Source organism: Klenkia sp. PcliD-1-E (genome assembly GCF_024124375.1).
Classification (GTDB): Bacteria; Actinomycetota; Actinomycetes; order Mycobacteriales; family Geodermatophilaceae; genus Klenkia.
The window spans coordinates 1-23,161 of the sequence record NZ_JAMXRZ010000044.1; the positions used below are offsets into that span (position 1 = coordinate 1).

The 23,161-nt window shown below is 74.5% G+C and carries 20 protein-coding genes and 1 tRNA gene; 7 read left to right on the plus strand and 14 right to left on the minus strand.

Features of this window, described 5'->3' with window-relative positions; genetic code table 11:
- Nucleotides 1-78: 78 nt before the first annotated feature.
- The 4 genes from NH342_RS10660 to NH342_RS10675 all read right to left on the minus strand — a co-directional run bounded on the left by NH342_RS10660 (nucleotide 79) and on the right by NH342_RS10675 (nucleotide 5,407).
- Nucleotides 79-852: a hypothetical protein gene (locus NH342_RS10660; RefSeq protein ID WP_253014605.1), complete on the minus strand. Its 774-nt coding sequence runs from the start codon at nucleotides 850-852 to the stop codon at nucleotides 79-81.
- A gap of 92 nt (nucleotides 853-944) precedes the next feature.
- The gene (gene leuA / locus NH342_RS10665; RefSeq protein ID WP_253014607.1) at nucleotides 945-2,675 is read right to left on the minus strand and encodes a 2-isopropylmalate synthase; all 1,731 of its coding nucleotides are present in this window, start codon (nucleotides 2,673-2,675) and stop codon (nucleotides 945-947) included.
- Between the two features lie 162 nt (nucleotides 2,676-2,837).
- The gene (locus NH342_RS10670; protein WP_253014609.1) at nucleotides 2,838-3,509 is read right to left on the minus strand and encodes a helix-turn-helix domain-containing protein; all 672 of its coding nucleotides are present in this window, start codon (nucleotides 3,507-3,509) and stop codon (nucleotides 2,838-2,840) included.
- A gap of 293 nt (nucleotides 3,510-3,802) precedes the next feature.
- Nucleotides 3,803-5,407 (minus strand): phospholipase D-like domain-containing protein, encoded by a 1,605-nt coding sequence (locus tag NH342_RS10675; protein ID WP_253014611.1) that lies wholly within the window; start codon nucleotides 5,405-5,407, stop codon nucleotides 3,803-3,805.
- Nucleotides 5,408-5,467: 60 nt separating this feature from the next.
- Between NH342_RS10675 and NH342_RS10680 the strand changes: the two genes are divergently transcribed.
- Genes NH342_RS10680 through NH342_RS10690 form a run of 3 tightly spaced genes read left to right on the plus strand, consistent with a single transcriptional unit; the run spans nucleotide 5,468 to nucleotide 8,981 of the window.
- The gene (locus NH342_RS10680; RefSeq protein ID WP_253014614.1) at nucleotides 5,468-6,733 is read left to right on the plus strand and encodes an aspartate kinase; all 1,266 of its coding nucleotides are present in this window, start codon (nucleotides 5,468-5,470) and stop codon (nucleotides 6,731-6,733) included.
- Nucleotides 6,730-7,770 (plus strand): aspartate-semialdehyde dehydrogenase, encoded by a 1,041-nt coding sequence (locus NH342_RS10685; protein WP_253014616.1) that lies wholly within the window; start codon nucleotides 6,730-6,732, stop codon nucleotides 7,768-7,770. The genes NH342_RS10680 and NH342_RS10685 overlap by 4 nt, the downstream gene beginning before the upstream one ends.
- Entirely contained in the window at nucleotides 7,767-8,981 is a 1,215-nt protein-coding gene (locus NH342_RS10690; RefSeq protein WP_253014618.1) for a glycosyltransferase 87 family protein, read from the plus strand. Before NH342_RS10685 ends, NH342_RS10690 begins: the two co-directional genes overlap by 4 nt.
- On the opposite strand, the gene NH342_RS10695 is transcribed toward NH342_RS10690, so the two are convergent.
- From NH342_RS10695 to NH342_RS10720, 6 genes are all read right to left on the minus strand, one after another.
- Nucleotides 8,971-10,776 (minus strand): prolyl oligopeptidase family serine peptidase, encoded by a 1,806-nt coding sequence (locus tag NH342_RS10695; RefSeq protein ID WP_253014620.1) that lies wholly within the window; start codon nucleotides 10,774-10,776, stop codon nucleotides 8,971-8,973. The two genes, NH342_RS10690 and NH342_RS10695, sit on opposite strands and share 11 nt — an antisense overlap.
- An 11-nt stretch (nucleotides 10,777-10,787) precedes the next feature.
- On the minus strand, nucleotides 10,788-11,834 hold the full coding sequence (locus tag NH342_RS10700; protein ID WP_253014632.1) for a hemolysin family protein: 1,047 nt from the start codon (nucleotides 11,832-11,834) through the stop codon (nucleotides 10,788-10,790).
- Complete coding sequence (locus tag NH342_RS10705) at nucleotides 11,831-13,165, minus strand: hemolysin family protein (RefSeq protein ID WP_253014635.1); 1,335 nt, start codon at nucleotides 13,163-13,165, stop codon at nucleotides 11,831-11,833. Before NH342_RS10705 ends, NH342_RS10700 begins: the two co-directional genes overlap by 4 nt.
- A 55-nt stretch (nucleotides 13,166-13,220) precedes the next feature.
- Nucleotides 13,221-14,570, minus strand: a complete 1,350-nt coding sequence (locus NH342_RS10710; protein ID WP_253014637.1) for an amidase family protein — start codon at nucleotides 14,568-14,570, stop codon at nucleotides 13,221-13,223.
- A 62-nt stretch (nucleotides 14,571-14,632) separates the two neighbouring features.
- Nucleotides 14,633-14,709: transfer RNA gene (locus tag NH342_RS10715), tRNA-Pro, on the minus strand.
- 16 nt (nucleotides 14,710-14,725) lie between these two features.
- Nucleotides 14,726-15,643, minus strand: a complete 918-nt coding sequence (locus NH342_RS10720) for a metallophosphoesterase (RefSeq protein ID WP_253014639.1) — start codon at nucleotides 15,641-15,643, stop codon at nucleotides 14,726-14,728.
- A gap of 51 nt (nucleotides 15,644-15,694) precedes the next feature.
- Here NH342_RS10720 and NH342_RS10725 point away from each other — a divergent pair, with 51 nt between their 5' ends.
- Nucleotides 15,695-16,150 (plus strand): GatB/YqeY domain-containing protein, encoded by a 456-nt coding sequence (locus NH342_RS10725; RefSeq protein WP_253014641.1) that lies wholly within the window; start codon nucleotides 15,695-15,697, stop codon nucleotides 16,148-16,150.
- Between the two features lie 70 nt (nucleotides 16,151-16,220).
- Here the strand turns inward: NH342_RS10725 and NH342_RS10730 are convergent, their stop codons facing one another.
- The 3 genes from NH342_RS10730 to NH342_RS10740 all read right to left on the minus strand — a co-directional run bounded on the left by NH342_RS10730 (nucleotide 16,221) and on the right by NH342_RS10740 (nucleotide 20,791).
- Nucleotides 16,221-18,548: a transglycosylase domain-containing protein gene (locus NH342_RS10730; protein WP_253014643.1), complete on the minus strand. Its 2,328-nt coding sequence runs from the start codon at nucleotides 18,546-18,548 to the stop codon at nucleotides 16,221-16,223.
- A 96-nt stretch (nucleotides 18,549-18,644) separates the two neighbouring features.
- On the minus strand, nucleotides 18,645-19,823 hold the full coding sequence (locus NH342_RS10735; RefSeq protein WP_253014645.1) for an ArsA family ATPase: 1,179 nt from the start codon (nucleotides 19,821-19,823) through the stop codon (nucleotides 18,645-18,647).
- Nucleotides 19,820-20,791: an ArsA-related P-loop ATPase gene (locus tag NH342_RS10740; protein ID WP_253014647.1), complete on the minus strand. Its 972-nt coding sequence runs from the start codon at nucleotides 20,789-20,791 to the stop codon at nucleotides 19,820-19,822. Before NH342_RS10740 ends, NH342_RS10735 begins: the two co-directional genes overlap by 4 nt.
- Before the next feature lie 67 nt (nucleotides 20,792-20,858).
- Between NH342_RS10740 and NH342_RS10745 the strand changes: the two genes are divergently transcribed.
- The 3 genes from NH342_RS10745 to NH342_RS10755 are packed head-to-tail and all read left to right on the plus strand — an operon-like array spanning nucleotide 20,859 to nucleotide 22,301.
- Nucleotides 20,859-21,026 (plus strand): DUF4177 domain-containing protein, encoded by a 168-nt coding sequence (locus NH342_RS10745; protein ID WP_253014649.1) that lies wholly within the window; start codon nucleotides 20,859-20,861, stop codon nucleotides 21,024-21,026.
- Nucleotides 21,023-21,499, plus strand: coding sequence for a RidA family protein (locus NH342_RS10750; RefSeq protein WP_253014651.1), 477 nt, complete (start codon nucleotides 21,023-21,025; stop codon nucleotides 21,497-21,499). The genes NH342_RS10745 and NH342_RS10750 overlap by 4 nt, the downstream gene beginning before the upstream one ends.
- A gap of 10 nt (nucleotides 21,500-21,509) precedes the next feature.
- Nucleotides 21,510-22,301, plus strand: a complete 792-nt coding sequence (locus NH342_RS10755; RefSeq protein WP_253014653.1) for an NUDIX hydrolase — start codon at nucleotides 21,510-21,512, stop codon at nucleotides 22,299-22,301.
- Nucleotides 22,302-22,441: 140 nt separating this feature from the next.
- On the opposite strand, the gene NH342_RS10760 is transcribed toward NH342_RS10755, so the two are convergent.
- Nucleotides 22,442-23,116 carry a Crp/Fnr family transcriptional regulator gene (locus tag NH342_RS10760; protein ID WP_253014655.1) on the minus strand — a complete coding sequence of 225 codons (675 nt, stop codon included), beginning with the start codon at nucleotides 23,114-23,116 and terminating at the stop codon, nucleotides 22,442-22,444.
- Nucleotides 23,117-23,161 lie beyond the last annotated feature (45 nt).

A 23,161-nucleotide genomic window follows, 5' to 3' on the forward strand; every position in this document is an offset into this window, starting at 1 on the left:
ACTCGGGCTCCGGCGGGCACGGCTCCGATGACTGAGCGGACCGTCACGCGGCCGGGCACGGCGACCCCGCTGCTCGCGCTACGGGTCGCCGCCGCGGCGACCGTCGTGGTGCTGGCCTGGCAGTTCGGCACCGCCGGTGAGCTCATCGGCCCCGGCGGCCCGGACGACCTGCGCGACCGGCCCGGTGACCGGGGTGACCCGGCCCTCGTGGTCGGGCAGCCACAGCCGGGACCGCTGCGGCCGGGCCGACCGCCGGGACTGCACCACGACCTCGGCGACCCGCCCGGTCAGGTGGCCGTGACCGTCGCCCAGGCCCTGCCAGTCGCTGCCGGTGACGGCGAGCTCGGCGGTGCTCTGCGGCCAGCCGGGGGCGCCGAGGGGGGTGCACGCCACGAGCGCGGTGCCGCGCTGGCGCAGCCGGGCGGTGAGCCGCTCGACCGCGGCCCCGCCGACCCGGCCGACGGGCCCGACCAGCACCACGGTCAGCGCGCCGACCAGGGCGTCGACGACGGCCACCGGTTCGGCACCCGGGTCGGGGACCAGCACGGTGCGGGACAGGTCGACGCCCATGCCCGCCGCGGCCTCGGCGCCGAACCCGGGCAGCCCGACCACGCCGCACCAGTCACCGGCCGCCGACGGTCCGGCCAGCAGCGCGGTGGCCAGCGCGACCGACCCCTGCACGGAGTAGACCGACCCGGTGTGCAGCGCGCCGCCGGGCAGCAGCGCGGCCAGGGCCGGCAGCGTCTCCAGGGCCCGCCGCGCGGTGGTGGTGCCGAACCGCCGGTCGGCCCGCGCGGCCGCCGACCGGGCGGCCGCCAGCCGCTCGGCGAGCTCGGGCGGCAGGACGGTCACCGACCAAGGATCGAACATCTGTTCGATCGGTGTCAAACCGGCACGCCAGGAGCACGGCCCGTTCACCCGGCCGGGTGAACGGGCCCCGGGGGCTACCGCAGGGCGCGGTTGACGGCGCTCACGACCGCGCGCAGCGACGCGCTGACGATGTTGGGGTCGATGCCCACGCCCCACAGCACCCGCTCGCCCACGGCGCACTCGACGTAGGCCGCAGCCTTGGCGTCGCCGCCGGAGGACAGCGCGTGCTCGGCGTAGTCCAGCACCCGCACGTCGACGTCCAGGGCCCCCAGCGCGTCCACGAACGCCGCGATCGGGCCGTTGCCGCGGCCGGTCAGGGTCACCGGTACGCCGTCGTCGACGAGCTCGACGGTCATCTGGTCGGTGCCCGAGCCGTCGGCGGTGTGCTGGTGCCCGGTCAGCGACAGCCGGCCCCAGGGGGCGTGCGGGTCGGGCAGGTACTCCGAGGAGAATGCCGCCCACATCTGCTCGGCGGTGACCTCGCCACCCTCGTCCTCGGTGTGCCGCTGGACGACGGCGGAGAACTCGATCTGCAGCCGACGCGGCAGGTCCAGCTGGTTCTCGGTCTTCATGATGTAGGCGACGCCGCCCTTGCCGGACTGGCTGTTCACCCGGATCACGGCCTCGTAGCTGCGGCCGACGTCCTTCGGGTCGATCGGCAGGTACGGCACGGCCCACGGGATGTCGTCGACGCCGACCCCGGCGGCCGCGGCGTCGGCCCTCATCACCGCGAAGCCCTTGTTGATGGCGTCCTGGTGGGAGCCGGAGAAGGCGGTGTAGACCAGGTCGCCGCCGTAGGGGTGACGTTCGTGCACGCCGATCTGGTTGCAGTACTCGACCGTGCGGCGGATCTCGTCGATGTCGGAGAAGTCGATCTGCGGGTCGATGCCCTGGCTGAACAGGTTCAGGCCCAGGGTGACCAGGTCGACGTTGCCGGTGCGCTCGCCGTTGCCGAACAGGCAACCCTCGATGCGGTCGGCCCCGGCCCGGTAGCCCAGCTCGGCGGCCGCGACCGCCGTCCCCCGGTCGTTGTGCGGGTGCAGGGACAGGACGACGGAGTCGCGCCGGCCCAGGTGGCGGTGCATCCACTCGATCTGGTCGGCGTAGACCGACGGCTCGGCCATCTCGACGGTGGCCGGCAGGTTCAGGATCACCGGGTTCTCGGGGGTGGGCTCCCAGACGTCGGTGACGGCGTCGCAGATCTCGACGGCGAACTCCAGCTCGGTGCCGGTGAAGGACTCGGGGGAGTACTCGTAGCGGATCTCGGTGCCGTCCATGCCCTCGGCCAGCTTGCGCACCAGCTGCGCGCCGTGGACGGCGATGTCGACGATGCCGGCCTTGTCGGAGTTGAACACGACGCGGCGCTGCAGGGTGGAGGTCGAGTTGTACAGGTGGACGATGGCCTGCTTCGCGCCGGCCAGGGACTCGAAGGTGCGCTCGATCAGCTCGTCGCGGGCCTGGGTGAGCACCTGGATGGTCACGTCGCCGGGGATCAGGTCCTCGTCGATCAGCTGCCGGACGAAGTCGTAGTCGGTCTGGCTGGCCGCGGGGAACCCGACCTCGATCTCCTTGTAGCCCATCTGCACCAGCAGCTCGAACATGCGCCGCTTGCGGTCGGGGGTCATCGGGTCGATCAGCGCCTGGTTGCCGTCGCGCAGGTCGACCGCGCACCAGCGGGGGGCGGTGGTGGTGACCTTCTCCGGCCAGGTGCGGTCGGGCAGCGGGACCGCGGCGAACGGCGCGTACTTGCCGATCGGCATCGCCGAGGGCTGCTGGGCGTTGCGGGCGTGCGGGTGGGTGCTCATGGCTGGTGGCTCTCCTGGGTGCCGTGGTGTGGCGGTCAGCGGCGAGGACTCCCTGGGAGCACGCGCGGACACCGCGGCGAGGGGGCCGACCTAGGAGAGGGCCTCGCCGCGGCTGATAAGCAGGAGGCTGCCGCGCACGGGGTCACCGTAGCAGCGCCGGTGTCAGTGGATGTCGCACCGGCACGGGCAGTCGGGGACGTGCGGGTCGGCCTGGCCTGCGGCGTCGTCCCCGAGGAGCAGTTCCTCGCAGCCGGGCGGGCAGGTGCAGGGGTCCTCCACGGGGGGTTCCACCTCGCCGGCCGCGAGTCGGCGCAGGTAGTCCTCCCGGAGCTGCTGCTGCCGTGCGGCCCACGCTGTCAGGCTCGCGACCCGTCGCTGCTCGGCGCGCCAGCGGGGGTCGTCCTCGGGCACCTGCACCGGGTGGTCGTCGTCGGTCAGCGGCTCCGAGCGGTCCAGGTCGAAGGTGAACCACGGCACCGGGCGGGTGGCCCGGTGCGGCAAGTACCACCACCCCTCGTCGGCGTGCCGGACGTCGCAGTGAGCCGGGTACCGGCGACCTCCGCCGTCGCGGGCGGCCACGTCGCGCATGGGGGGCACCACGGTGCCGTCGCCGTCGACGAGCGCCAGGCGGAGCCCGGCGACGGTCGCGAGCGCGGCGAGCGCGTCGGCCGGGAGGCCTCGTCGACCCGCCTCGGCCTGGGCGACGGTCGACTTCGAGAGCCCCACGGCCAGGGCGAGCTCGCGCTGGGAGAGGCGGGCGGTCCGGCGGATGCGGCGCACGGTGCCCGAGAGGTCGAACTCCTCGGACTCGTGGTCTCGCGCAGCCTGGCTCATCCCCGCACCGTCGCGCGCGCGACGGGCGGGCGCCAGCCCCCCGGCGGATGTGTGGATGGGTCGCCGCCCTGTGGATCGGCGGGGATGCGGGAGCCGGCGGACATGTCCTCCCCATCGATGTCGTGCCCTGCCCACCCCCGGTGGGCAAGGGGGCGCTGCCCACCCCCGGTGGGCAAGGGGGCGCTGCGCACGTGAGGTGGGCAGGGACGTCGTGCCCTGCTCCCGGGGGGTGGGCAGGGCACGACATCGAGGGGGAGGACATGTCCGCCGGCCCTCGGGGCCGACGGGGGTGATCAGAAGCTGCGGCGCAGGCGGAGGCGCAGGGGGCGGCCGTCCGGGTCGTGCACCAGCCGGTACAGCGGCGTCGCCCACAGCCGCTCGAGGCGGGTCAACTCCGGACGCCGGTGCACCCGGAGCCGGCCCGGCGGACGCGGGCCCACCCGGCCGCCGACGTGCCAGGCGTCCAGCGCCTCCGCCGAGGCGACGCAGGCCGCCACGAACTCGTCGGGGTCGACCAGACCGGTGTCGTCGTCGGCGTCCAGGTGCTCGCGGGCCAGCTGCAACCGGAGGTCGCGGGCCAGCGTCCGGGCGCCGTCGCCGAGCCCGGCGGGGTCACGCGGCTCCCGCTCGTCCCGCGTCGGGTCGAGCACCGCGTTGGACAGCTCGCTGTCGTGGCTCCAGGAGCGGCGGTTCATGTTGTCGCTGCCGACCTCGGCCCAGACGTCGTCGACCACGCAGACCTTGGCGTGCACGTAGACCGGCGTCCCCGCGTGGTTCTCGATGTCGAACACGTGCACCCGTCCGGGGGCCGCCTCCTGCAGCAGGGTCATCGCCTCCGACTGGCCCAGCTGCTGGGGCCGCTCGGAGAAGGCGCCCTCCTGGTCGGGCACCCGCGGCACCACCGCGACCAGCTGCAGGCCGGGGTGCCTGCGCAGCGAGGCGGCCAGATGGGCGGCCACCGGGCGGGACCACAGGTACTGGTCCTCCAGGTAGACCAGCCGACGGGCCCGGGTCAGCGCCTTGGTGTAACCGCGGGCGATGGAGCGCTCGCCCTCGGGGGCGAAGTCGAACGCCGGCCACACCTTCGGGTAGGTGCGCAGGGTCTGCACCACGTGCGGGCCGCACGGCGGGGGCGGTGGGGGCTGGTCGGGCAGCGGTGTGGGATCCATCTGGTTGCGCCCCAGCCACTGCTCGACCTTGTCGTGCACCCACGCGACCGGGTTCTCCGACGCCGGGCTGGTCGGGTCGTCCCACCGCTCGCGGAAGCAGTCGTCGAGCACGCCGACGACCGGTCCGCGCAGCTGCAGCTGGACGTCGTGCCAGGCGGGGGTGTCCCCGTAGGCGCTGGACATGTCCTGCGGCTGGGGGTCGCCGCGGTGCTCGGCGTCGTCCCGGCGGGTGTGCCCCAGGTCGATGCCGCCGGCGAAGGCCACGTCCCGCGCGGGGTCGTCCGGGTGCCGGCAGACGACCAGCTTCTGGTGGTGGCTGCCCAGCCGCCGCACCCGCTGGTCGCGGATGACGACCGCCCCGTCCTCCTCCAGCTCCCGGTCCAGCGACGCGTTCTGCTCCTTGGAGAAGCTCAGCGCGTCCCAGTGCGAGCGCCACACCAGCCCGCGCACGCACACCCCGCGACGCGCCGCGTCGGAGAACAGCTCGTCGACCGTGGGCCCGTCCGGGCGCAGCTTCTGGTCCGGGTCGCCTCGCCAGTCGGTGAAGAACAGGTGGTCACCGGCCCCGAGGTCGCGGACGGCGTCGACCAGGCGGTCGAAGTAGGCGACTCCGTGGACCAGCGGCTCGGCCACGTTGCCCGCGGTCCACGCCGGCAGGTCGGTGGCGGGGTTGTCCCGTTCGGAGGTGGTCAGCAGCCAGTCGGTGACGTCGTCCTCGGGTTCGGGCACACCGGTGATCAGACCACCAGTCGCCCGTCGCCGCTGGTCGCGCCGGTAGTCTCAGCCCCCGTGGCCCTGGTCGTGCAGAAGTACGGCGGTTCGTCCGTCGCCAACGCCGAGCGAGTCAAGCGCGTCGCCGAGCGGGTCGTCCAGGCCAAGAAGAACGGCCACGACGTCGTGGTCGTCGTCTCCGCGATGGGCGACACCACCGACGACCTGCTCGACCAGGCCGAGCAGATCACCGCCGACCCGCCCGGTCGCGAGCTGGACATGCTGCTCACCGCCGGCGAGCGCATCTCCATGGCGCTGCTGGCCATCGCCATCTCCGTGCACGGCTACCAGGCACGGTCCTTCACCGGGTCCCAGGCCGGGGTGATCACCACCTCCAGCCACGGCAAGGCCCGCATCATCGACGTCACCCCGGGCCGGCTGCGCTCCGCCCTCGACGAGGGCTCGATCGTCATCGTCGCCGGCTTCCAGGGCGTCAGCCAGGACACCAAGGACATCACCACCCTGGGCCGCGGCGGGTCGGACACCACCGCCGTGGCCGTCGCCGCCGCCCTGCAGGCCGACGTCTGCGAGATCTACACCGACGTGGACGGCGTCTTCACCGCCGACCCGCGGATCGTCCCCAACGCCCGGCGGCTGGACACCGTCACCTACGAGGAGATGCTGGAGCTCGCCGCCTGCGGGGCGAAGGTCCTCATGCTGCGGTGCGTCGAGTACGCCCGCCGCTACGGCATCCCGGTGCACGTCCGCAGCTCCTACTCCCAGCTCCCCGGCACCACGGTGACCGGCTCGATGGAGGACCTCACGGTGGAACAGGCGATCATCTCCGGCGTCGCGCACGACCGCAGCGAAGGCAAGATCACCGTCTACGGCGTCCCGGACCGGCCGGGCGAGGCCGCGGCGCTGTTCCGGGTCATCGCCGACGCCGAGATCAACATCGACATGATCGTGCAGAACGTGTCCGGCGCGGCCTCCAAGCTCGCCGACATCTCCTTCACCCTGCCCAAGGCCGACGGGCCCACCGCGCTGGCCGCGCTGGAGAAGGTCAAGCACACCGTCGGCTTCGACCACGTCGAGTTCGACCAGCACATCGGCAAGGTCTCCCTCGTCGGCGCCGGCATGCGCTCGCACCCGGGCGTGTCGGCCAGGTTCTTCGGCGCGCTGGCCGACGCCGGGGTCAACCTGGAGCTGATCAGCACCTCCGAGATCCGCATCTCGGTGGTCTGCCGTGACAGCGACCTGGACCTCGCCGTCCGCGCGGTGCACGACGCCTTCGAGCTCGGCTCCGACGTCCAGGCCGTCGTCTACGGGGGGACCGGGCGATGAGGGAGCTGCACGTCGGCGTCGTCGGCGCGACCGGGCAGGTCGGCGTCGCGATGCGGCAGATCCTCGCCGAGCGCGGCTTCCCCGCCGCCAACGTGCGGTTCTTCGCCTCCGCCCGCTCGGCCGGCACCCGGCTGCCCTGGGGGGACGGCGAGGTGGTCGTCGAGGACGCCGCCACCGCCGACCCCACCGGCCTGGACGTCGCCCTCTTCTCCGCCGGCGCCACCACCTCCCGGGCCCAGGCGCCCCGGTTCGCCGCCGCCGGTGTGGTGGTCATCGACAACAGCTCGGCCTTCCGCAAGGACCCGGCCATCCCGCTGGTCTGCAGCGAGGTCAACCCCGACGACGTCGAGCTGGCGTTGACCGGCGACGCGCCCGGCCGGATCATCGCCAACCCCAACTGCACGACGATGGCCGCGATGCCGGTGCTCAAGCCGCTGCACGAGGAGGCAGGGCTGACCCGCATCGTGGCCAGCACCTACCAGGCGGTGTCGGGCTCGGGCGTGGCCGGCGTCCGGGAGCTGCACGGCCAGGTGCAGGCCGTGGCCGACAAGGCCGACGCGCTGGCCTACGACGGGCAGGCGCTGCAGTTCCCCGCGCCCGAGAAGTACGTCGCGCCGATCGCGTTCAACGTGCTGCCGATGGCGGGGTCGGTCGTCGACGACGGCTCCTTCGAGACCGACGAGGAGCAGAAGCTCCGCAACGAGAGCCGCAAGATCCTGCACATCCCCGACCTGCGGGTCTCGGGCACCTGCGTGCGCGTCCCGGTCTTCACCGGCCACTCGCTGTCGCTGAACGTCGAGTTCGCCCGGCCGCTGTCGGTCGCGCGCGCCCGCGAGCTGCTGGCCGGCGCACCCGGGGTGGAGCTGGTCGACGTCCCCACCCCGCTGCAGGCCGCCGGCACCGACCCCTCCTACGTCGGCCGCATCCGGCAGGACGGCCCCGACGGGCTGGCGCTGTTCGTGTCCAACGACAACCTGCGCAAGGGCGCGGCACTGAACACGGTGCAGATCGCGGAGCTGATCGCCGCCCGGCCGTGACCGGCCAGCTGTCCCGGGCCGGCACCCGGCCCGACCGGCCGGCGGACTGGCGGCTGGCCGGGGTGGTGGCCGCCTCCGCGCTCGGGTCGCTGCTGGTCTTCACCCACCTCGTGCAGAACGCCCAGCACGACTGGTTCGACCTCTCGGTCTACGACGGCGCGGTGGGCAGCTGGCGCAAGGCCGGCCTGTCGACGTCCGAGCTGTACGACTACCTCAAGCCCGGCACGCCCTACGGCTTCACCTACCCGCCCTTCGCCGCGCTGCTCATGCTGCCGATGACCTCGGTCAGCCTGCAGACCGCCGTCGCGCTGAACCTGGTCGCGTCGGGGCTGCTGGTCGCCGCCGGCACGGCCTGGGTGCTCCACCCACTGCTGCGCCGCACCCCGTGGCCAGCCTGGGCCGTGCTGGGTACCGCACTGCCGCTGGTGCTGCTCAGCGAGCCGGTGCGGCAGTCGATGGCGTTCGGTCAGGTCAACCTGTTCCTGGCCGCGCTGGTGCTGGCCGACGTCGCGGCGCTGCGCCGGGGTGCGCGGTGGGCCGGTGTCGGCATCGGGCTGGCCGTGGCGATCAAGCTCACCCCCGCCGTCCTGCTGCTGTACCTGCTGATCACCCGGCGGCACCGGGCGCTGCTGGTCGCGGCCGGCACCGCGGCGGGGGCGACGCTGCTCACCCTGGTCCTCGTGCCCGCCGCGTCGGTGCGGTTCTGGACGCAGGCGCTGTGGGAGACCGACCGCGTCGGCAAGGTCGACATCACCGACAACCAGTCGCTGCTGGGCCTGCTCAGCCGCATCCACGGCGGCGCGGCGCACCCGCCGCACGCGCTGTGGGCGGCGCTGGCCGCCGCCGTCCTGGCGGTCGCCCTGGTCCGGGGGCTGCAGGCGTTCCGCGCCGGGGACGACCTCGCCGGGTTCACCCTGGCGGGCATCGCCGGCGGTCTGGTGAGCCCGATCTCCTGGACCCACCACCTGTGGCCGCTGACCGTGGCCGGGCTGCTGCTGGTGGTCCGCGGTGGCCGGTCGGCCACCCGCGGTGCGGTCGCCGTGGGTGCCGTGCTGGCGCTGGGCGTCAACTGGTGGGCCAACGGCCCCGACGCACCGCTGCGCGGGCTGGGCCCGATCACCCTGCTCGTCGAGAACGCCTACGTCTGGCTCGCGCTGGTCCTGCTCGTCGCGCTCCCCACCCGACCCCGCGAGCGCGCCGTCACGGGGTGACGTGCCGCAGCGCGAAGTCCAGTGCCGTCTCCACCTGACGGATCGTCTCCTCGACCACCAGCGAGCCGTGGCCGGCGTCGAACCGGTACACCTCGTGCTGCTTCCCCCGCTCGGCCAGGGCCGCCAGGTAGTTGTCGATCTGCCGGATCGGGCAGCGGGGGTCGTTGGCGCCGGCGACCACCAGCACGGGCGCGCTGACCTCGTCGACGTAGGTCAGCGGGGAGGAGCGCCGGTAGACCTCGGGCACGTCGTCCGGGGAGCCGCCGAACAGCGCGCGGTCGTAGGCGCGCAGGCCCTCCATCTCGTCCTCGTAGGCGGCCAGGTAGTCCGCGACCGGGACCTCGGCGATGCCCGCGGCCCAGCGGTCGGGCTGGGTGCCCAGGCCCAGCAGGGTGAGGAACCCGCCCCACGACCCGCCGGAGAGGATGCAGCGCGCCGGGTCGACGACGCCCTCGGCGACGAGGGCGTCCTGCACGGCGGCGACGTCCTCGAGCTCGGTGAGGCCGGGCCGGCCGGTGAGCGCGTCGCGCCAGGCCGAGCCGTAGCCCGACGAGCCCCGGTAGTTCACGTGCACCACCGCGTAGCCGGCGTCGACGTAGGCGGCCCGCCGCGCGCGGTAGGAGTCGTCGTCGGCGGACTCGGGGCCGCCGTGCACCAGGAACGCGGTGGCGAAGGGCCCCTCGCCGGCCGGGCGGACCAGCAGGGCGTGCACGTCGCCGCCGGGGCCGGGCACCCAGCGGTCCTCGACCGGGTAGCCGGCCGGCGGCTCGTCGCCGGGGGCGGCCAGCACGACCGGGCCGTCGGCCCGGCGGATCACCGGCGGGCGCTGCGAGGAGGACCAGGCCAGCTCCACGGTGCCGTCGGGCCGGGCCGTCGCGCCGCGGACGACGCCGGGCGGGGTGTCCAGCTTCGTCAGCTCACCGGTGGCCAGCTCGTAGCGGTACAGCTCGCTGCGGGCGGCGTGGTCGTGGCCGACCAGCAGCGCCGAGCCGTCGGGGTACCAGCCCGCGGTGACGTCGCCGGGCAGGTCGAGCACCAGCTCGGTCTCGGTGTCGGCGGCCAGGTCCCAGACCAGCAGCTCCTCCCGGCCGCGGCGCTCGTGGCCGACCAGCAGCCGCAGGTCGCCCGGTACCGGGGAGAAGCCGAGCGCGTGCAGGCCGAGCTCCTCGCCGTCCCACTTCTCGGCGACCACCCAGGGGCTGTCGGGCTCGGCCTGCGCGTGGCCCTCGGGGATGCGCGCCACGTCCAGGACCCGCAGGGCGGGGTAGCGGGGGTCGCCGTGCTCGGAGTGGGAGAGCACCAGGCGGTCCTCGTCCCGGGACAGCGCGTCGACCGATGCGGTGTCCGGCGTCCGGTAGAACACCCGCGGGGTGCCGTCGCGGGGCACCAGCCACAGCTCGCTGCCGTCGTCGGTGGAGCGGCCGATGGCCACCAGGGACCGGCCGATCTCCAGGCCCGCGGGGTAGGCGGGCTCCACCTCGGGGACGGCGACGACGTCCTCGCCGCCACCGAAGGGCTGGGTGCGCCACACGCCGAACTCGTCGCCGTCGGTGTCGGCGAACCACCACACCGTCTCCCCGTCGGGGCTCAGCGTGGCCGCCAGCGTGCCGTTGGGCCGGTCGGTGACCTGCCGCTGCTCGCCGGTGTCGCGGTCCCAGGTGTACTGCTCGACCACGCCGCTGACGTCGGAGGCGAACAGGCAGCGCTGCGGGGCCTCCTCGGCCCAGTCGGGCAACGACACCCGGGGAGCGCGGAAGCGGGCCTGCCAGCGGGCGGTCACGTCGGGGGGGAGCACGCCCCCATCCTTCACCGCGCGCCGGCGGCGGTCTGCACGGAGGCGTCGCGGACGTCGCCGATCAGCTGCTCGAGCACGTCCTCGAGGGCCACGACGCCGAGCACCTCCTCGCCTGCCACCACCCGGCCCAGGTGCACACCGGCACGGCGCATCTGCTGCAGCACCTCCGGCAACGGCTGGTCCGGGGCCAGCTCGACGAACTCGTCGACGGCGTCGTCGGGGATGGGGCGGTCCCGCTCCGCCGCCCCCAGCACGTCCTTGACGTGCACGTACCCCAGCCACCCGCCGTCGGGCCCGCAGACCGGGTACCGGCTGAACCCGTGCTCGGCCACCACCCCCTCCAGCTCCCGGGGGGTGACCTCCCGCGGCACCGTGACCAGGTCGTCGGCGGGCAGCAGCACCGAGCGGGCGTCGTGGGCGTCGAAGGACAGCGCGCCCTCGGCGAGGGAGGACACCTCGTCGCCGAGCAGGCCCTGGCTGCGGGACTGGGTGATCATCGACCGGATCTCGTCGCTGTCGAAGCTGGCCGCGACCTCGTCGGTGGGGGTGACCCCGAACAGCCGGACGAAGCCGTTGGCCGCGGTGTTGAAGAACCAGATCAGCGGCTTGAGCACGGTGACGACCTTCGCCATGGGCGGCCCGAGCGCGATGGCCGCCCGGTCGGGGCCGGCGATGGTGATGTTCTTGGGCACCATCTCGCCGAGCACCATGTGCAGCACGGTGACCAGGCTGAGCGCGACCACCAGCGCGATCGGGTGCAGCAGGCCCTCGGGGACGCCGGCGGACTCCAGCGGCACCTCGATCAGGTGCGCGACGGCGGGCTCGCCGACCGCGCCCAGGCCCAGCGAGCACAGCGTGATGCCCAGCTGGGCGCCGGCCATCATCTGCGACACGTTGCGCATCGCGGCCAGCGTCTTCGCCGCCCGGGCCGAGCCGGCCTCGGCGCGGGGCTCGATCTGGTCCACGCGGGCGGAGACGAGGGCGAACTCGGCGGCGACGAAGAAGGCGTTGCCGAGCAGCAGGGCGACCAGGATCGCCAGGGCGAGGACGTCGTTCACGCCTGGGCCACCTCGTGCTCGCGGGCCGGGACCCCTGAGGCGCTCGGGAGGGGCTCGGCGCGCAGTCCGGCGACCCGCCGTCCCTCCAACGCGGTGACGGTGAGCCGGTGGCCGTCCACGTCGACGGTGTCGCCCTCGGCCGGCAGCCGGGCCAGCCGGGCGGCCACGAAGCCGGCGACGGTCTCGTAGCGGCCCTCGGGGACGGGGACGCCGGTGCGCTCGCGGACCTCGTCGGGGCGCAGCAGGCCCGAGATCTCCCACCCCTCGCCGCGGCGGCGCAGCTGGCGCAGCGGCCGGTCGGTCTCGTCGGTGATCTCCCCGACCAGCTCCTCCACGATGTCCTCCAGGGTGACGACGCCGTGCGTGGCGCCCCACTCGTCGACGACCAGGGCCAGCTGCATGCCCTCCTCGCGGAGCAGGTCCAGCAGCGGGTCCAGGTGCAGCGAGCTGGGCACCGCGAGCACCGGGCGGGCCAGGTCGCCGGCGGTGACCGTGCCGCGCTCGGCCTCGGGGACGGCGACGGCCTGCTTGACGTGCACCAGCCCGGTGACGTCGTCCAGGTCGGCGTGCCAGACGGGGAACCGGCTGGCCCCGCTGGCGACGGCGGCGTCGATGACCTGCTGGGCGGTGGCGCCCTCGGCCAGGGTCACCAACCGGGTGCGCGGGGTCATCACGTCGGTGGCGTACTTGTCGCGCAGGCCCAGCGAGCGGTCCAGCAACCGCGCTGCGGTGGGGGACAGGTCGCCCTCCTCGGCGCTGCGCCGGGCGACCGCGGTGAGCTCACCGGCGCCCCGGGCGTCGTCCAGCTCCTCGCGGGGCTCGAAGCCCAGCCGGCGCACGATCGCGTTCGCCAGCCGCTGGACGGCGCGCACGACCACGCCGAAGACGGCGGTGAAGGCCCGCATGCCGGGGGCGACGACCGAGGCCACGGCCAGCGGGCTGGCGATGGCCAGGTTCTTCGGGCCGAGCTCGCCGATGAGCATCTGCAGCGTGGTGGCCAGGGTGATGCCCAGGACGACGGCGACGGTGGTGGCCCCGGCCGGCGGCAGGCCGAGCGCCTCCAGCGGCCCGTCGACCAGCCCGCCGATCGCCGGTTCGGCCAGGTAGCCGACCACCAGGGTGGTCAGCGTGATGCCCAGCTGGGCCGCCGAGAGCTGGGTGGACAGGCCCGTGAGCGCCTCGACGACGCCGCCCGCGCCGCGCCGGCCCTCGTCGGCGGCCTCCTGCGCCTGGCCGCGGTCGACCGTGGTGAAGGAGAACTCGGCGGCGACGAAGAACCCGGTGAGGACGGTGAGCGCCACCGCGGCGAGCAGGAGCAACCATTCGGACATCAGCCGCCAGCGTGGGGCCTGTGCACCGGCTGCGCGCGTCGGCGCGGTGTGCCCTTCAGGACAGCAGCTGCTCCACCCGGCGGGCGACGGCCAGCAGGGCGGCGTCCTCGCCGGGCAGGGTCTCCAGCGACAACCCGACCGGCAGCCCGCCGGCCCCGGTGCCGCAGGGCAGGGACACCGCGGGCATCCCGGCGGTGGAGCCGGGCCCGGTGTTCTGGATCGTGGTGCCGAAGACCGGCACCTGGGCGCCGTCCAGGTCGGTGGTGTCGTCGTCGCCCAGCGGCGGGGCGGTCAGCGGCACGGTGGGGTAGACCAGCGCGTCCAGCCGGCCGCCGCCGTCCAGCTCGTGGGCGGTCGCGTAGGCCGACCGCAGCTCCTCGCGCAGCTGCAGGCACTCGGCGTAGACCGAGCCCGGCACCGGGTCGGCGATCGCGTGCTCCAGCGCGCCGCGCACGTCGGGGCTGACGACGCCGGCGACCAGCTCGTCGAAGGACGGCCCCGAGGGCAGCGAGCCGAGGTAGGCGGGCAGGGTGCGCAGCACCTCGTGGAAGACGATCGGGAACCCGCAGCGGGCGTCGAGCTCGTGCGCGCCGGCCACGTCGACCTCCACCAGCTCCACCCCGGCGTCGGCGAGGGTGTCCAGCGCCCGGCCGACCGCCTCGGCGACGTCCGCGGCCAGGCCGTCGAAGAACCCGGGCAGCGGCACGCCCAGGCGCAGCACCCGGGCGTGCGGCACGGTCGCCGGCGCCGCACCGGACACGACCTGGTCCAGCAGCACGACGTCGGCCACGGTGCCGGCCAGGGCACCGACTGTGTCCCGCGTGCCCGACAGGCCGACGACGCCGTCCAGCCCGCCCCAGCGGCCGACCGTGGGCCGGTAGCCGACGACGCCGCAGTGCGCGGCGGGCACCCGCATCGACCCGCCGGTGTCGGTGCCCAGCGCCACCGGGACGACGCCGGTGGCCACGGCGACGGCCGACCCGCCGGAGGAGCCGCCCGCCGAGCGGGTGGGGTCGTGCGGGTTGCGGACCGGTCCGTAGGCGGCGTTGTTGCTGGTGATGCCGAAGGCCAGCTCGTGCAGGTTGGTCTTGCCGACGACGGTGGCGCCGGCGGCGCGCAGCTGCGCGACGGCGTGGTGGTCCCGGCCGGGGCGGACCCCGTGCAGGGCCGGCGTCCCGCCGCTGGTGGGCAGGTCGGCGACGTCCACGTTGTCCTTGACCGCGATCGGGATGCCGGCCAGCGGCCCCTCGGCTGCCGGTTCGAGGTCGGCCCGCTCGGGGTCGACGACGGCGAGGAAGGCACCCAGGTCGTCGACGGCGTGCGCCCGGGCGGCGGCGGCGGTCAGCCGCTCGGCGGCACTGCCTTCCCGTGAGCGCGCGACGTCGGTGCGTTCGTAGCGGGGCATGGCAGGCGATCATGGCACAGCTGACGGAGGCCCGCCCCAGCGCGTGGGGCGGGCCTCCGTGGTGGTCGGGGTGACAGGATTTGAACCTGCGGCCTCGTCGTCCCGAACGACGCGCGCTACCAAGCTGCGCCACACCCCGAGAGCCGTCGTGAAGCCTAGCCCACCGGCTGCGGCGACCCGACGGGGGTGTCCCGGGCGACCAGGGTGAGCAGCGTGGCCTCGGGCGGGCAGCAGAACCGGTAGGGCGCGTACGGGCTGGTGCCGAGGCCGGCGGACACGTGCAGCCACGTGCGGTCGGTCCAGCGGTGCAGCCAGCGGGCCTTGTCGCGGGGGATCCCGCAGTTGGTCACCAGCGCGCCGTAGAAGGGCACCCGCAGCTGCCCGCCGTGGGTGTGCCCGGAGAGCACCAGGTCGTGGCCGTCGGCGGCGAACCGGTCGAGCACCCGGGGCTCGGGGGAGTGCACCAGGCCCAGCCGCAGGTCGGCGCCGGGGTCCGTCGGCCCCGCGACGGCGTCGTAGTCGTCGCGCTGCAGGTGCGGGTCGTCCACGCCCCGGACGGCGATGGTGCGCCCGTCGACGACCACGGTCGCCGTCCCGTTGGTGACGTCGGCCCAGCCGCGGGCGACCATGCCGTCGCGCAGGTCGGGCCAGGGCAGCTCGTCGCCGTGCACCCGCTTGTGGTCGGTCCTGAAGTACTTCAGCGGGTTCTTCGGGCGGGGCGCGAAGTAGTCGTTGCTGGCCAGGCAGAACAGGCCGGGCCGGTCCAGCAGCGGGTCCTGGGCGGCGAGCACGATCGGCACGGTGTCGTGCCCGGCCAGGTTGTCGCCGGTGTTGACCACGAGGTCGGGCTGCAGGCTCTCCAGCGCCGCCACCCAGTCGCGCTTGGCGGTCTGCGCGGCGGTCATGTGCAGGTCGGACAGGTGCAGCACGGTCAGCGGGCGCTGCCCGGCCGGCAGCACCGGCACGGTGAACCGGCGCAGGGTCCAGTGCACCCGCTCGACCAGGCTGGCGTAGCCGACGGTGGCGGCACCGGCGCCGACCAGGGCGGCGGGGACGGCGAGGGCGGGGCGCACGCGGGGAGCTTAGGCACAACCCGGTTGGCGGCCCGTGGGACGCTGGTCGTCGTGCCCGACCTCAAGAGCAAGCTCCGCGACGACCTCACCACGGCCATGAAGGCCCGCGACGAGCTGACCACCGCCACCCTGCGCATGGTGCTGGCCGCGGTCAGCGCCGAGGAGGTGGCCGGCAAGGAGGCCCGCGAGCTCTCCGACGACGAGGTGCAGGCGGTGCTGCGGCGCGAGGCCAAGAAGCGCCGCGAGGCCGCGGAGGCATTCGCCGGCGCCGGGCGCAGCGAGCAGGCCGCCCGGGAGCAGGCCGAGGGCGACGTGGTCGCGGCCTACCTGCCCGCGCAGCTGTCCGACGAGGACCTGTCCGCCCTGGTCGCCGAGGTGGTCACCGCCACCGGGGCGAGCGGGATGGGCGACATGGGCAAGGTCATGGGCCGGGCGAACGCGCAGGTGGCCGGTCGCGCCGAGGGTGGCCGGGTGGCCGCGGAGGTGCGCCGGCAGCTGTCCGCCTGACCCGCGGACGCCCCGACCCGGACGCGGCGAGGGCCGGTCGACCTGGTGGTCGACCGGCCCACGCCGCGTCTCAGCCGGGTTGGCCGTCCCCGTCGGTGTCGGGGGCGTTCGGGTCGGCCGGCTGGCCGTCGGTGGGTGCCGGGGGAGCCGCGGCGGGGCCGTTGCTGACCTGGACCTGCACCGAGCCGCCCTGCTGCACCCGGGTCCCCGCGGCCGGGCTCGTGCCGAGCACCGTGCCGGCGGGCTGGTCGGAGTCCACGCCCACCTGGCCGCCGTAGCTGAGCCCGGCGCCGGTGATGGCCGACCGGCAGTCGCTGACCGAGCTGCAGCCTGGCACCTGCCGGGTGTTGCCGTTCTGCACGGCGACGTCGGCCGGCGGGAACGGCGCGGTCTCCTGGGCATTGAGGATCGGCGCCATCGCGTCGTGCCAGATCGTGGCCGGCTTGTTGCCGCCGAACCCGCCGACGTTCTGGTTCTCCTTCGGGTTGAGCACCATGACGCTGGCGGTGTACTCGGGGGTGTAGCCCACGAAGGCCGCGGAGAAGTTGCCCTGCGACGTACCGGTCTTGCCGGCGATCTGGTGGCCGGGCACGTTGGCCCGGGTGCCGGTGCCGATGGAGCTCTGCACGTCGCCGATGAGGATCTGGTTCATCGTGTTCGCCACGCCCGGCGGGATGGCGTTCGGGTTGCAGGAGTTCCCGGTGTTGATGACCGTGCCGTCCGCCAGCGTGGCGGGGTTCCCGGCACCGTCGACGATCGAGGTGACCGGGGTGGGGTCGCACTGCGTGCCGCTGGCGGCCATCGTCGAGTAGGCGCTGGCCAGGGCCAGCGGGCTGGTGGCCTCGGCGCCCAGGGTGAACGAACCCCGGTTCTCGGCGATGATCTGGTCGGCGTTGCGGTTCAGGGAGGTCAGCCCCATCCGCTGCGCGGCGCGGACCGGACCCTCGACGCTGCCCAGCGCGTCCTCCAGCGCCAGGAAGTAGGTGTTGGAGGAGCGCACCAGGGCGCCGTCCATGTCCAGGGTGGCCGGGTAACGGCCGGCGTTCTCCACGCAGTAGGGCGAGGACGGGTTGCGGTTGCCCGTCGCGGTGCACCCGCCCTTGTAGACCCGGGAGAAGTACGGGTCGCTGGTGGTGATCGTGTAGTACTGCGAGAAGCCCTGCTCCAGCGCGGCGACCGCGGTGAACACCTTGTAGGTCGACCCCGACCCCTGGCTGGCCGCGGTGTTGAGCACCACGGACTCGCACGCCGGGTTGGCCGGGTCGGAGCAGTACTGCCGGTTCACGCTCATCGCCAGCACGTGGCCGGTGCCCGGCTCCACCGCGGTGAAGATGCCGGCCAGCGAGTCGCCCATCGGCAGGGTGTTGAGCACCGCCTGGTCCCCGGAGGCCTGGATGTCGGTGCGCAGCGTGGTCTGGATCGTGTAGCCGCCGTTCTCGATCTGCTGCTGCGTCATGTTCAGCGTGCCGGTGAGGTAGCTGAGCAGGTAGGAGCAGAAGAACCCGCCGATCGAGGCGCCGACGCAGTTGCGGGCCGGGGGCTGGCCCTCGGCGGTCACCACCGGCTGGGCCAGGGTGTCGGCCAGCTCCTGGTCGCTGATGTGGCCCAGGGTGTGCATCCGGTTGAGCACCTGGTCACGACGGGCCTGCGCGTTCTCCGGGTTGGCCAGCGGGTCGTCATTGGTCGGGCTCTGCACCAGCCCTGCCAGCACCGACGCCTGGGCCAGGTCGAGGTCGGACGCGTTCACCGAGAAGTAGCGCTGGGAGGCGGCCTGGATGCCGTAGGCGCCGGCGCCGAAGTAGGCGATGTTGAGGTAGCGGGTGAGGATCTCGTCCTTGGAGTAGGTCTCCTCCAGGGCCAGGGCCAGCCGGGCCTCGCGCAGCTTGCGGCTCACGCCGTCGATGCCGTCCTGCTCGGTGGCCGCGATCCGCTCCTCGGGGGTGTCGGCGGTCTGCAGCAGGGTCTGCTTGACCAGCTGCTGGGTCAGCGTCGACCCACCCTCCTCGACGCTGCCGGCGGCCACGTTGGTGACCAGCGCGCGCAGCGTGCCCTGCACGTCCAGGCCGTTGTGCTCGTAGAACCGGCTGTCCTCGATGTCGACCAGCGCCTGCTTCATGATCGGCGCGATCTGGTCGGCGGTCACCGGGGTGCGGTTGTTCTCGTAGAAGTTCGTGATGACCGTGCCGTCGGCGGCCAGCACCCGCGTGTTGCCGTTCGGGGTCTGGTCGGTGAGCTCCACCGGGAGGGCGTCCAGCAGCGAGGCGGAGTTGCGGGCCACCAGCCCGCTGCCGCCGACGAAGGGCAGCATCATGCCCGCCACCAGCGCGCCGGCGACCACGATGGTCGCCGCGAGCTTGGCCAGCGTGCCGATCTTGGAGGGTGCACGGGTCTCGGACATCGCCAGCCAAGGTACCTGGCAGGGTCACCCGTCCGGGCGTACGAGCGGGGACGCGCGGAGCCGGCGGACCGCGCCGTCACACCCGTCCCGGGCGGCTCAGCCGCGGGTGGGCAGGATCCGGGAGCGCGGGGTGCCCGTGCCGGTGTCCCCGTCGGGCGCGGTGAGGGCCGCGGCCATGACCTCGAGGTCGTCGAGGTCGTGCACGTCACCGGCGGCGGCGGGCACGGTGCGGACGGCGACGTCGGGGTGCGCCCGGGCGAACCGGTCGGCCAGCCGCTGCTCCCGGGCGGCCTGCGCCATCCGGTCGGCGTGCACCCGCAGCGCCCCGGCCGCCAGCTTCGCGCCCTTGCCGCCGGCCTCCGCGACCGCCTCGGCCGCGGCCTCCGCGCGGGTGGCCGACAGCGCGGTGGTCGCCGGCGGGTGGGTGCGGTTGAGCACCAGCCCGGCCAGCGGCATGCCCTCGGCGGAGAGCCGGTCCACGAAGTAGGAGGCCTCCCGCAGCGCGTCGGGTTCGGGGGTGGCGACCACCAGGAACGCCGTCCCGGGCTGCTTGAGCAGCTCGTAGGTCGCCGTCGCCCGCTCGCGGAACCCGCCGAACATGGAGTCCAGCGCGGCGATGAACGTGGCGATGTCGCCCAGCAGCTGGCCACCGAGGATCTTGGAGATGACCCGGCTGAACAGGCCGAACCCGGCGCTGACCATCCGCAGCCCGGCCCGGCCACCGGCCCGCGCGGGGGCGGTGAGGACCCGGATCATCGTGCCGTCGAGGAACCGGGACAGGCGCTCGGGGGCGTCCAGGAAGTCCAGCGCCGACCGGGACGGCGGGGTGTCGACGACGATCAGGTCCCAGGTGTCGCGGGCGCGCAGCTGACCCAGCTTCTCCATGGCCATGTACTCCTGCGTCCCTCCGAAGGAGGACGACAGTGCCTGGTAGAAGGGGTTGGACAGCACCTGCTCGGCCCGCTCGGGCGTGGAGTGCGCGACCACGACGTCGTCGAAGGTCCGCTTCATGTCCAGCATCATCGCGTGCAGCTCGCCCGGGCCCCCGGTCTCGATCCGCCGGGGCTCGTTGTCCAGCTCCGCCAGGCCGAGGGACTGCGCCAGCCGCCGCGCCGGGTCGATGGTCAGCACCACGACCGAGCGGCCGGCGGCCGCGGCGGCCAGCCCCAGCGCCGCCGAGGTGGTGGTCTTGCCGACCCCGCCGGCCCCGCAGCACACGATGATCCGGGTGGCCGGGTCACGGACCACGGCGTCGAGCTCCAGGCCGGCGCTCACCGGAGCACCTCCAGCCGCGAGGCCAGCTCCTGCAGGGCGCCCAGGTCGACCGGGCCGGTGACCAGGGGCAGCTCGGTGACCGGGCGGCCGAGCTCGGCGACACGGCCGCGCAGCGCGTCCTGCGACCGCCACCGGCGGGCGTGCTCCACGGCCTCCTCGGCCAGCCCGGCGGCGATCGCCGGGTCGTCGGGCAGGCCGCCGGCGGCGAGCGCGGGGGCCAGCTCGGCGGCGCTGAGCCGGCCCTCGGCGGCCCGGACCAGGCTCGCGGCCGGCAGCAGCGGCTCGGTGGCCATGTTGACCAGCACCGACCCGACCGGCAGCCCGGTGGCCTGCAGCTCGGTGATCGCGTCGGCGGTCTCCTGCACGGGCATCTCCTCCAGCAGCGTCACCAGGTGGACCGCGGTCTGCGGCGAGCGCAGCACGGCCATCACGCCGTCGCTCTGGGTCTTGATCGGGCCGGAGCGGGCCAGGCCCGCCACCTCGTCGGTGACGTTGAGGAAGCGGGTGATGCGACCGGTGGGCGGGGCGTCGACGACGACGGCGTCGTACACCCGGCGACCACCGTCCTTGCGGGTGACCGCCTCCTTGATCTTGCCGGTGAGCAGCACGTCGCGCAGGCCCGGCGCGATGGTGGTGGCGAAGTCGACCGCGCCCATCCTCCGCAGCGCCCGGCCGGCCCGCTTCATCGAGTAGAACAGCTCCAGGTACTCCAGCAGCGCCTCGTCCAGGTCGATGGCCAGGGCCCTGACCTCACCGCCCCCGCGGGCGACGGCGACCCGGCGCTCCTCGTAGGGCAGCGGCGGGGTGTCGAAGAGCTGGGCGATGCCCTGCCGGCCCTCGGTCTCCACCAGCAGGGTGCGCCGTCCCTCGGCGGCCAGGGCCAGGGCCAGGGCGGCGGCGACCGTGGTCTTGCCCGTCCCTCCCTTGCCGGTGACGACGTGGCAGCGCACGGGCGGGTCGGGCGTCACGGGTCGAGCCTACGAGCGCGGGGGGCGTCCGGGCACGTCGTGGGCGGGAGGGCTAGCGTCCCGGGCCATGAGCGAGAAGACCACGTGGGAGTACGCGACCATCCCGCTGCTGACCCACAACACCAAGGCCATCCTCGACTCCTGGGGCGTCGACGGCTGGGAACTGGTCACCGTGCTGCCCGGCCCCGGCGGCGGCGACCAGCTGGTCGCTTACCTGAAGCGGCCCACGGCGTGAGCGAGCCCGCCGCCGCGACCAGCTGGCACGCCCGCCTGGCGGAGCTGGGCCTGCGGCTGCCGCCGGTGGCCGCCCCGGTCGCCTCCTACGTCCCGGCGGTGCGCACCGGCAACCTGGTGATGACCAGCGGCCAGCTGCCCTTCGTCGACGGTGGCCTGCGCCGCACCGGCAAGGTCGGCGGCTCGGTCGAGGCCGAGGACGCCGCCCACGACGCCAAGGTGTGCGCGCTGAACGCGCTGGCCGCCGTCGACGACCTGGTCGGGCTGGACTCGGTGGCCCGGGTGGTGCGGGTGGTGGGCTACGTGGCCTCCGCCGAGGGGTTCACCGGCCAGCCGCGGGTCATCAACGGGGCCTCGGAGCTGATCGGCAAGGTCTTCGGCAAGGACGGCGAGCACGCCCGCTCGGCCGTCGGCGTCGCCGAGCTGCCGCTGGGCGCCCCGGTCGAGGTCGAGCTCACCGTCGAGCTGCGCTGACGGCCGGGCCGTGACCCCCGCGGAGCCGCGGCAGGCAGCCACCGTGCTGCTGCTGCGCGACGGCCCGGACGGCGTCGAGGTGCACCTGCAGCGGCGCACCCGGGGCATGCCCTTCGCCGGCGGGATGACCGCCTACATCGGTGGCGGCGTCGACCCCCGGGACGGCGACGCCGACCTGGCGTGGATGGGTCCCGGCCCGGACGCCTGGGCGCGCACCTGGGGGTGCACCGCGTCCACGGCCCGGCAGCTGGTGTGCGCCGCCGTCCGGGAGACCTTCGAGGAGGCCGGCGTGCTGCTGGCCGGGCCGGCGTCCGGCGGCGTCGTCCCCGACGTCTCGGGCCCGGAGTGGGAGGCGCAGCGCCGCGCGCTGGTCACCCGCGAGCTGGCGCTCTCGGAGCTGCTGGCCGACCGCGGGCTGGCGCTGCGGTCGGACCTGCTGCGGCCCTTCGCGCACTGGATCACCCCGCCGGTGGAGCCCCGGCGCTACGACACCAAGTTCTTCGCCGCGGCGCTGCCGGTGGGCCAGGAGGCGCAGGACGTCTCCGGGGAGGCCGACGAGGCGGGCTGGTCGACGGCGTCGGCGGCGCTGGCCGAGCACGAGGCCGGAGGGCGGCCGATGCTGCCGCCGACCATCCACACCCTGGGCCAGCTGTCCGCCTTCCCGGACGTGGCGTCGGTGCTGGCGGGCAGCCCGCCGGCGCCGCTGGAGCCGATCAGCCCCACCTTCTCCGAGGACGCCGACGGCCAGCGGTGGGCCGAGCTCCCCGACGGCACCCGGATCCGGATGGTCGTCCCGATCTGACCGCCGCCCCGCGTCGGCTGCCGGGTGCGGCGTGGATCAGGTGCGACGACCAGCGTGCATCCTCCGCCGCCGACGTCGATGGCTGAGGATGCACACTCGTCGTCCCACCTGGTCCGTCGCCGTGGGCGGAGCCGCGGTCGTCAGCGCGCGCGGCGGCGCAGGCGCTCCTCGTCGAGGACGACGACCGACTTGCCCTGCAGCTGGATCCAGCCGCGGTGCACGAAGTCGGCCAGCGCCTTGTTCACCGTCTCGCGGGAGGCGCCCACCAGCTGGGCCAGCTCCTCCTGGGTGAGGTCGTGCTTGACCCGCAGGCCCTCGTTCTCGCGCGACCCGAAGCGGTCGGCCATCTGCAGCAGCGCCTTGGCCACGCGGCCGGGCACGTCGGTGAAGATGAGGTCGGCGACGGAGTCGTTGGTGCGCCGCAGCCGGCGGGCCAGCACCTGCAGCAGCCGCTCACCGACCTCGGGGTGCGCCTCGATCCAGGGCCGCAGCGCCTGCTGGGGCATCTTCGCCAGCCGCACGTCGGTGACCGCGGTCGCCGTCGCCGTGCGCGGGCCCGGGTCGAAGACCGACAGCTCGCCGAACTGGTCGGAGGGACCCATCACGGCCAGCACGTTCTCGCGGCCGTCGGGGGAGCGGCGGGAGAGCTTGATCTTGCCGGAGAGCACCACGTACAGGCTGTCACCGGGCTCGCCCTCGTTGAAGACCACCCGCCCGCGGGGCAGGCTGACCGTCTCCAGGCCGCTCGCCGTGGGCTCGGCGGCTTCGGCCGACAGCCCCTGGAACAGACCGGACTGGGCAAGGACCTCGTCCACCAGTGCACCTCTCGTACGACGTCATCGCGGGTGCAGTGATCACCC

What these genes read in the sequence shown, in the direction of transcription:
- leuA (WP_253014607.1), bottom strand. Translation starts at nt 2,675, where the DNA reads ATGAGCACCCACCCGCACGCCCGCAACGCCCAGCAGCCCTCGGCGATG.
- NH342_RS10745 (WP_253014649.1), top strand. Translation starts at nt 20,859, where the DNA reads ATGAGCGAGAAGACCACGTGGGAGTACGCGACCATCCCGCTGCTGACC.
- NH342_RS10705 (WP_253014635.1), bottom strand. Translation starts at nt 13,165, where the DNA reads ATGTCCGAATGGTTGCTCCTGCTCGCCGCGGTGGCGCTCACCGTCCTC.
- NH342_RS10670 (WP_253014609.1), bottom strand. Translation starts at nt 3,509, where the DNA reads ATGAGCCAGGCTGCGCGAGACCACGAGTCCGAGGAGTTCGACCTCTCG.
- NH342_RS10710 (WP_253014637.1), bottom strand. Translation starts at nt 14,570, where the DNA reads ATGCCCCGCTACGAACGCACCGACGTCGCGCGCTCACGGGAAGGCAGT.
- NH342_RS10730 (WP_253014643.1), bottom strand. Translation starts at nt 18,548, where the DNA reads ATGTCCGAGACCCGTGCACCCTCCAAGATCGGCACGCTGGCCAAGCTC.
- NH342_RS10685 (WP_253014616.1), top strand. Translation starts at nt 6,730, where the DNA reads ATGAGGGAGCTGCACGTCGGCGTCGTCGGCGCGACCGGGCAGGTCGGC.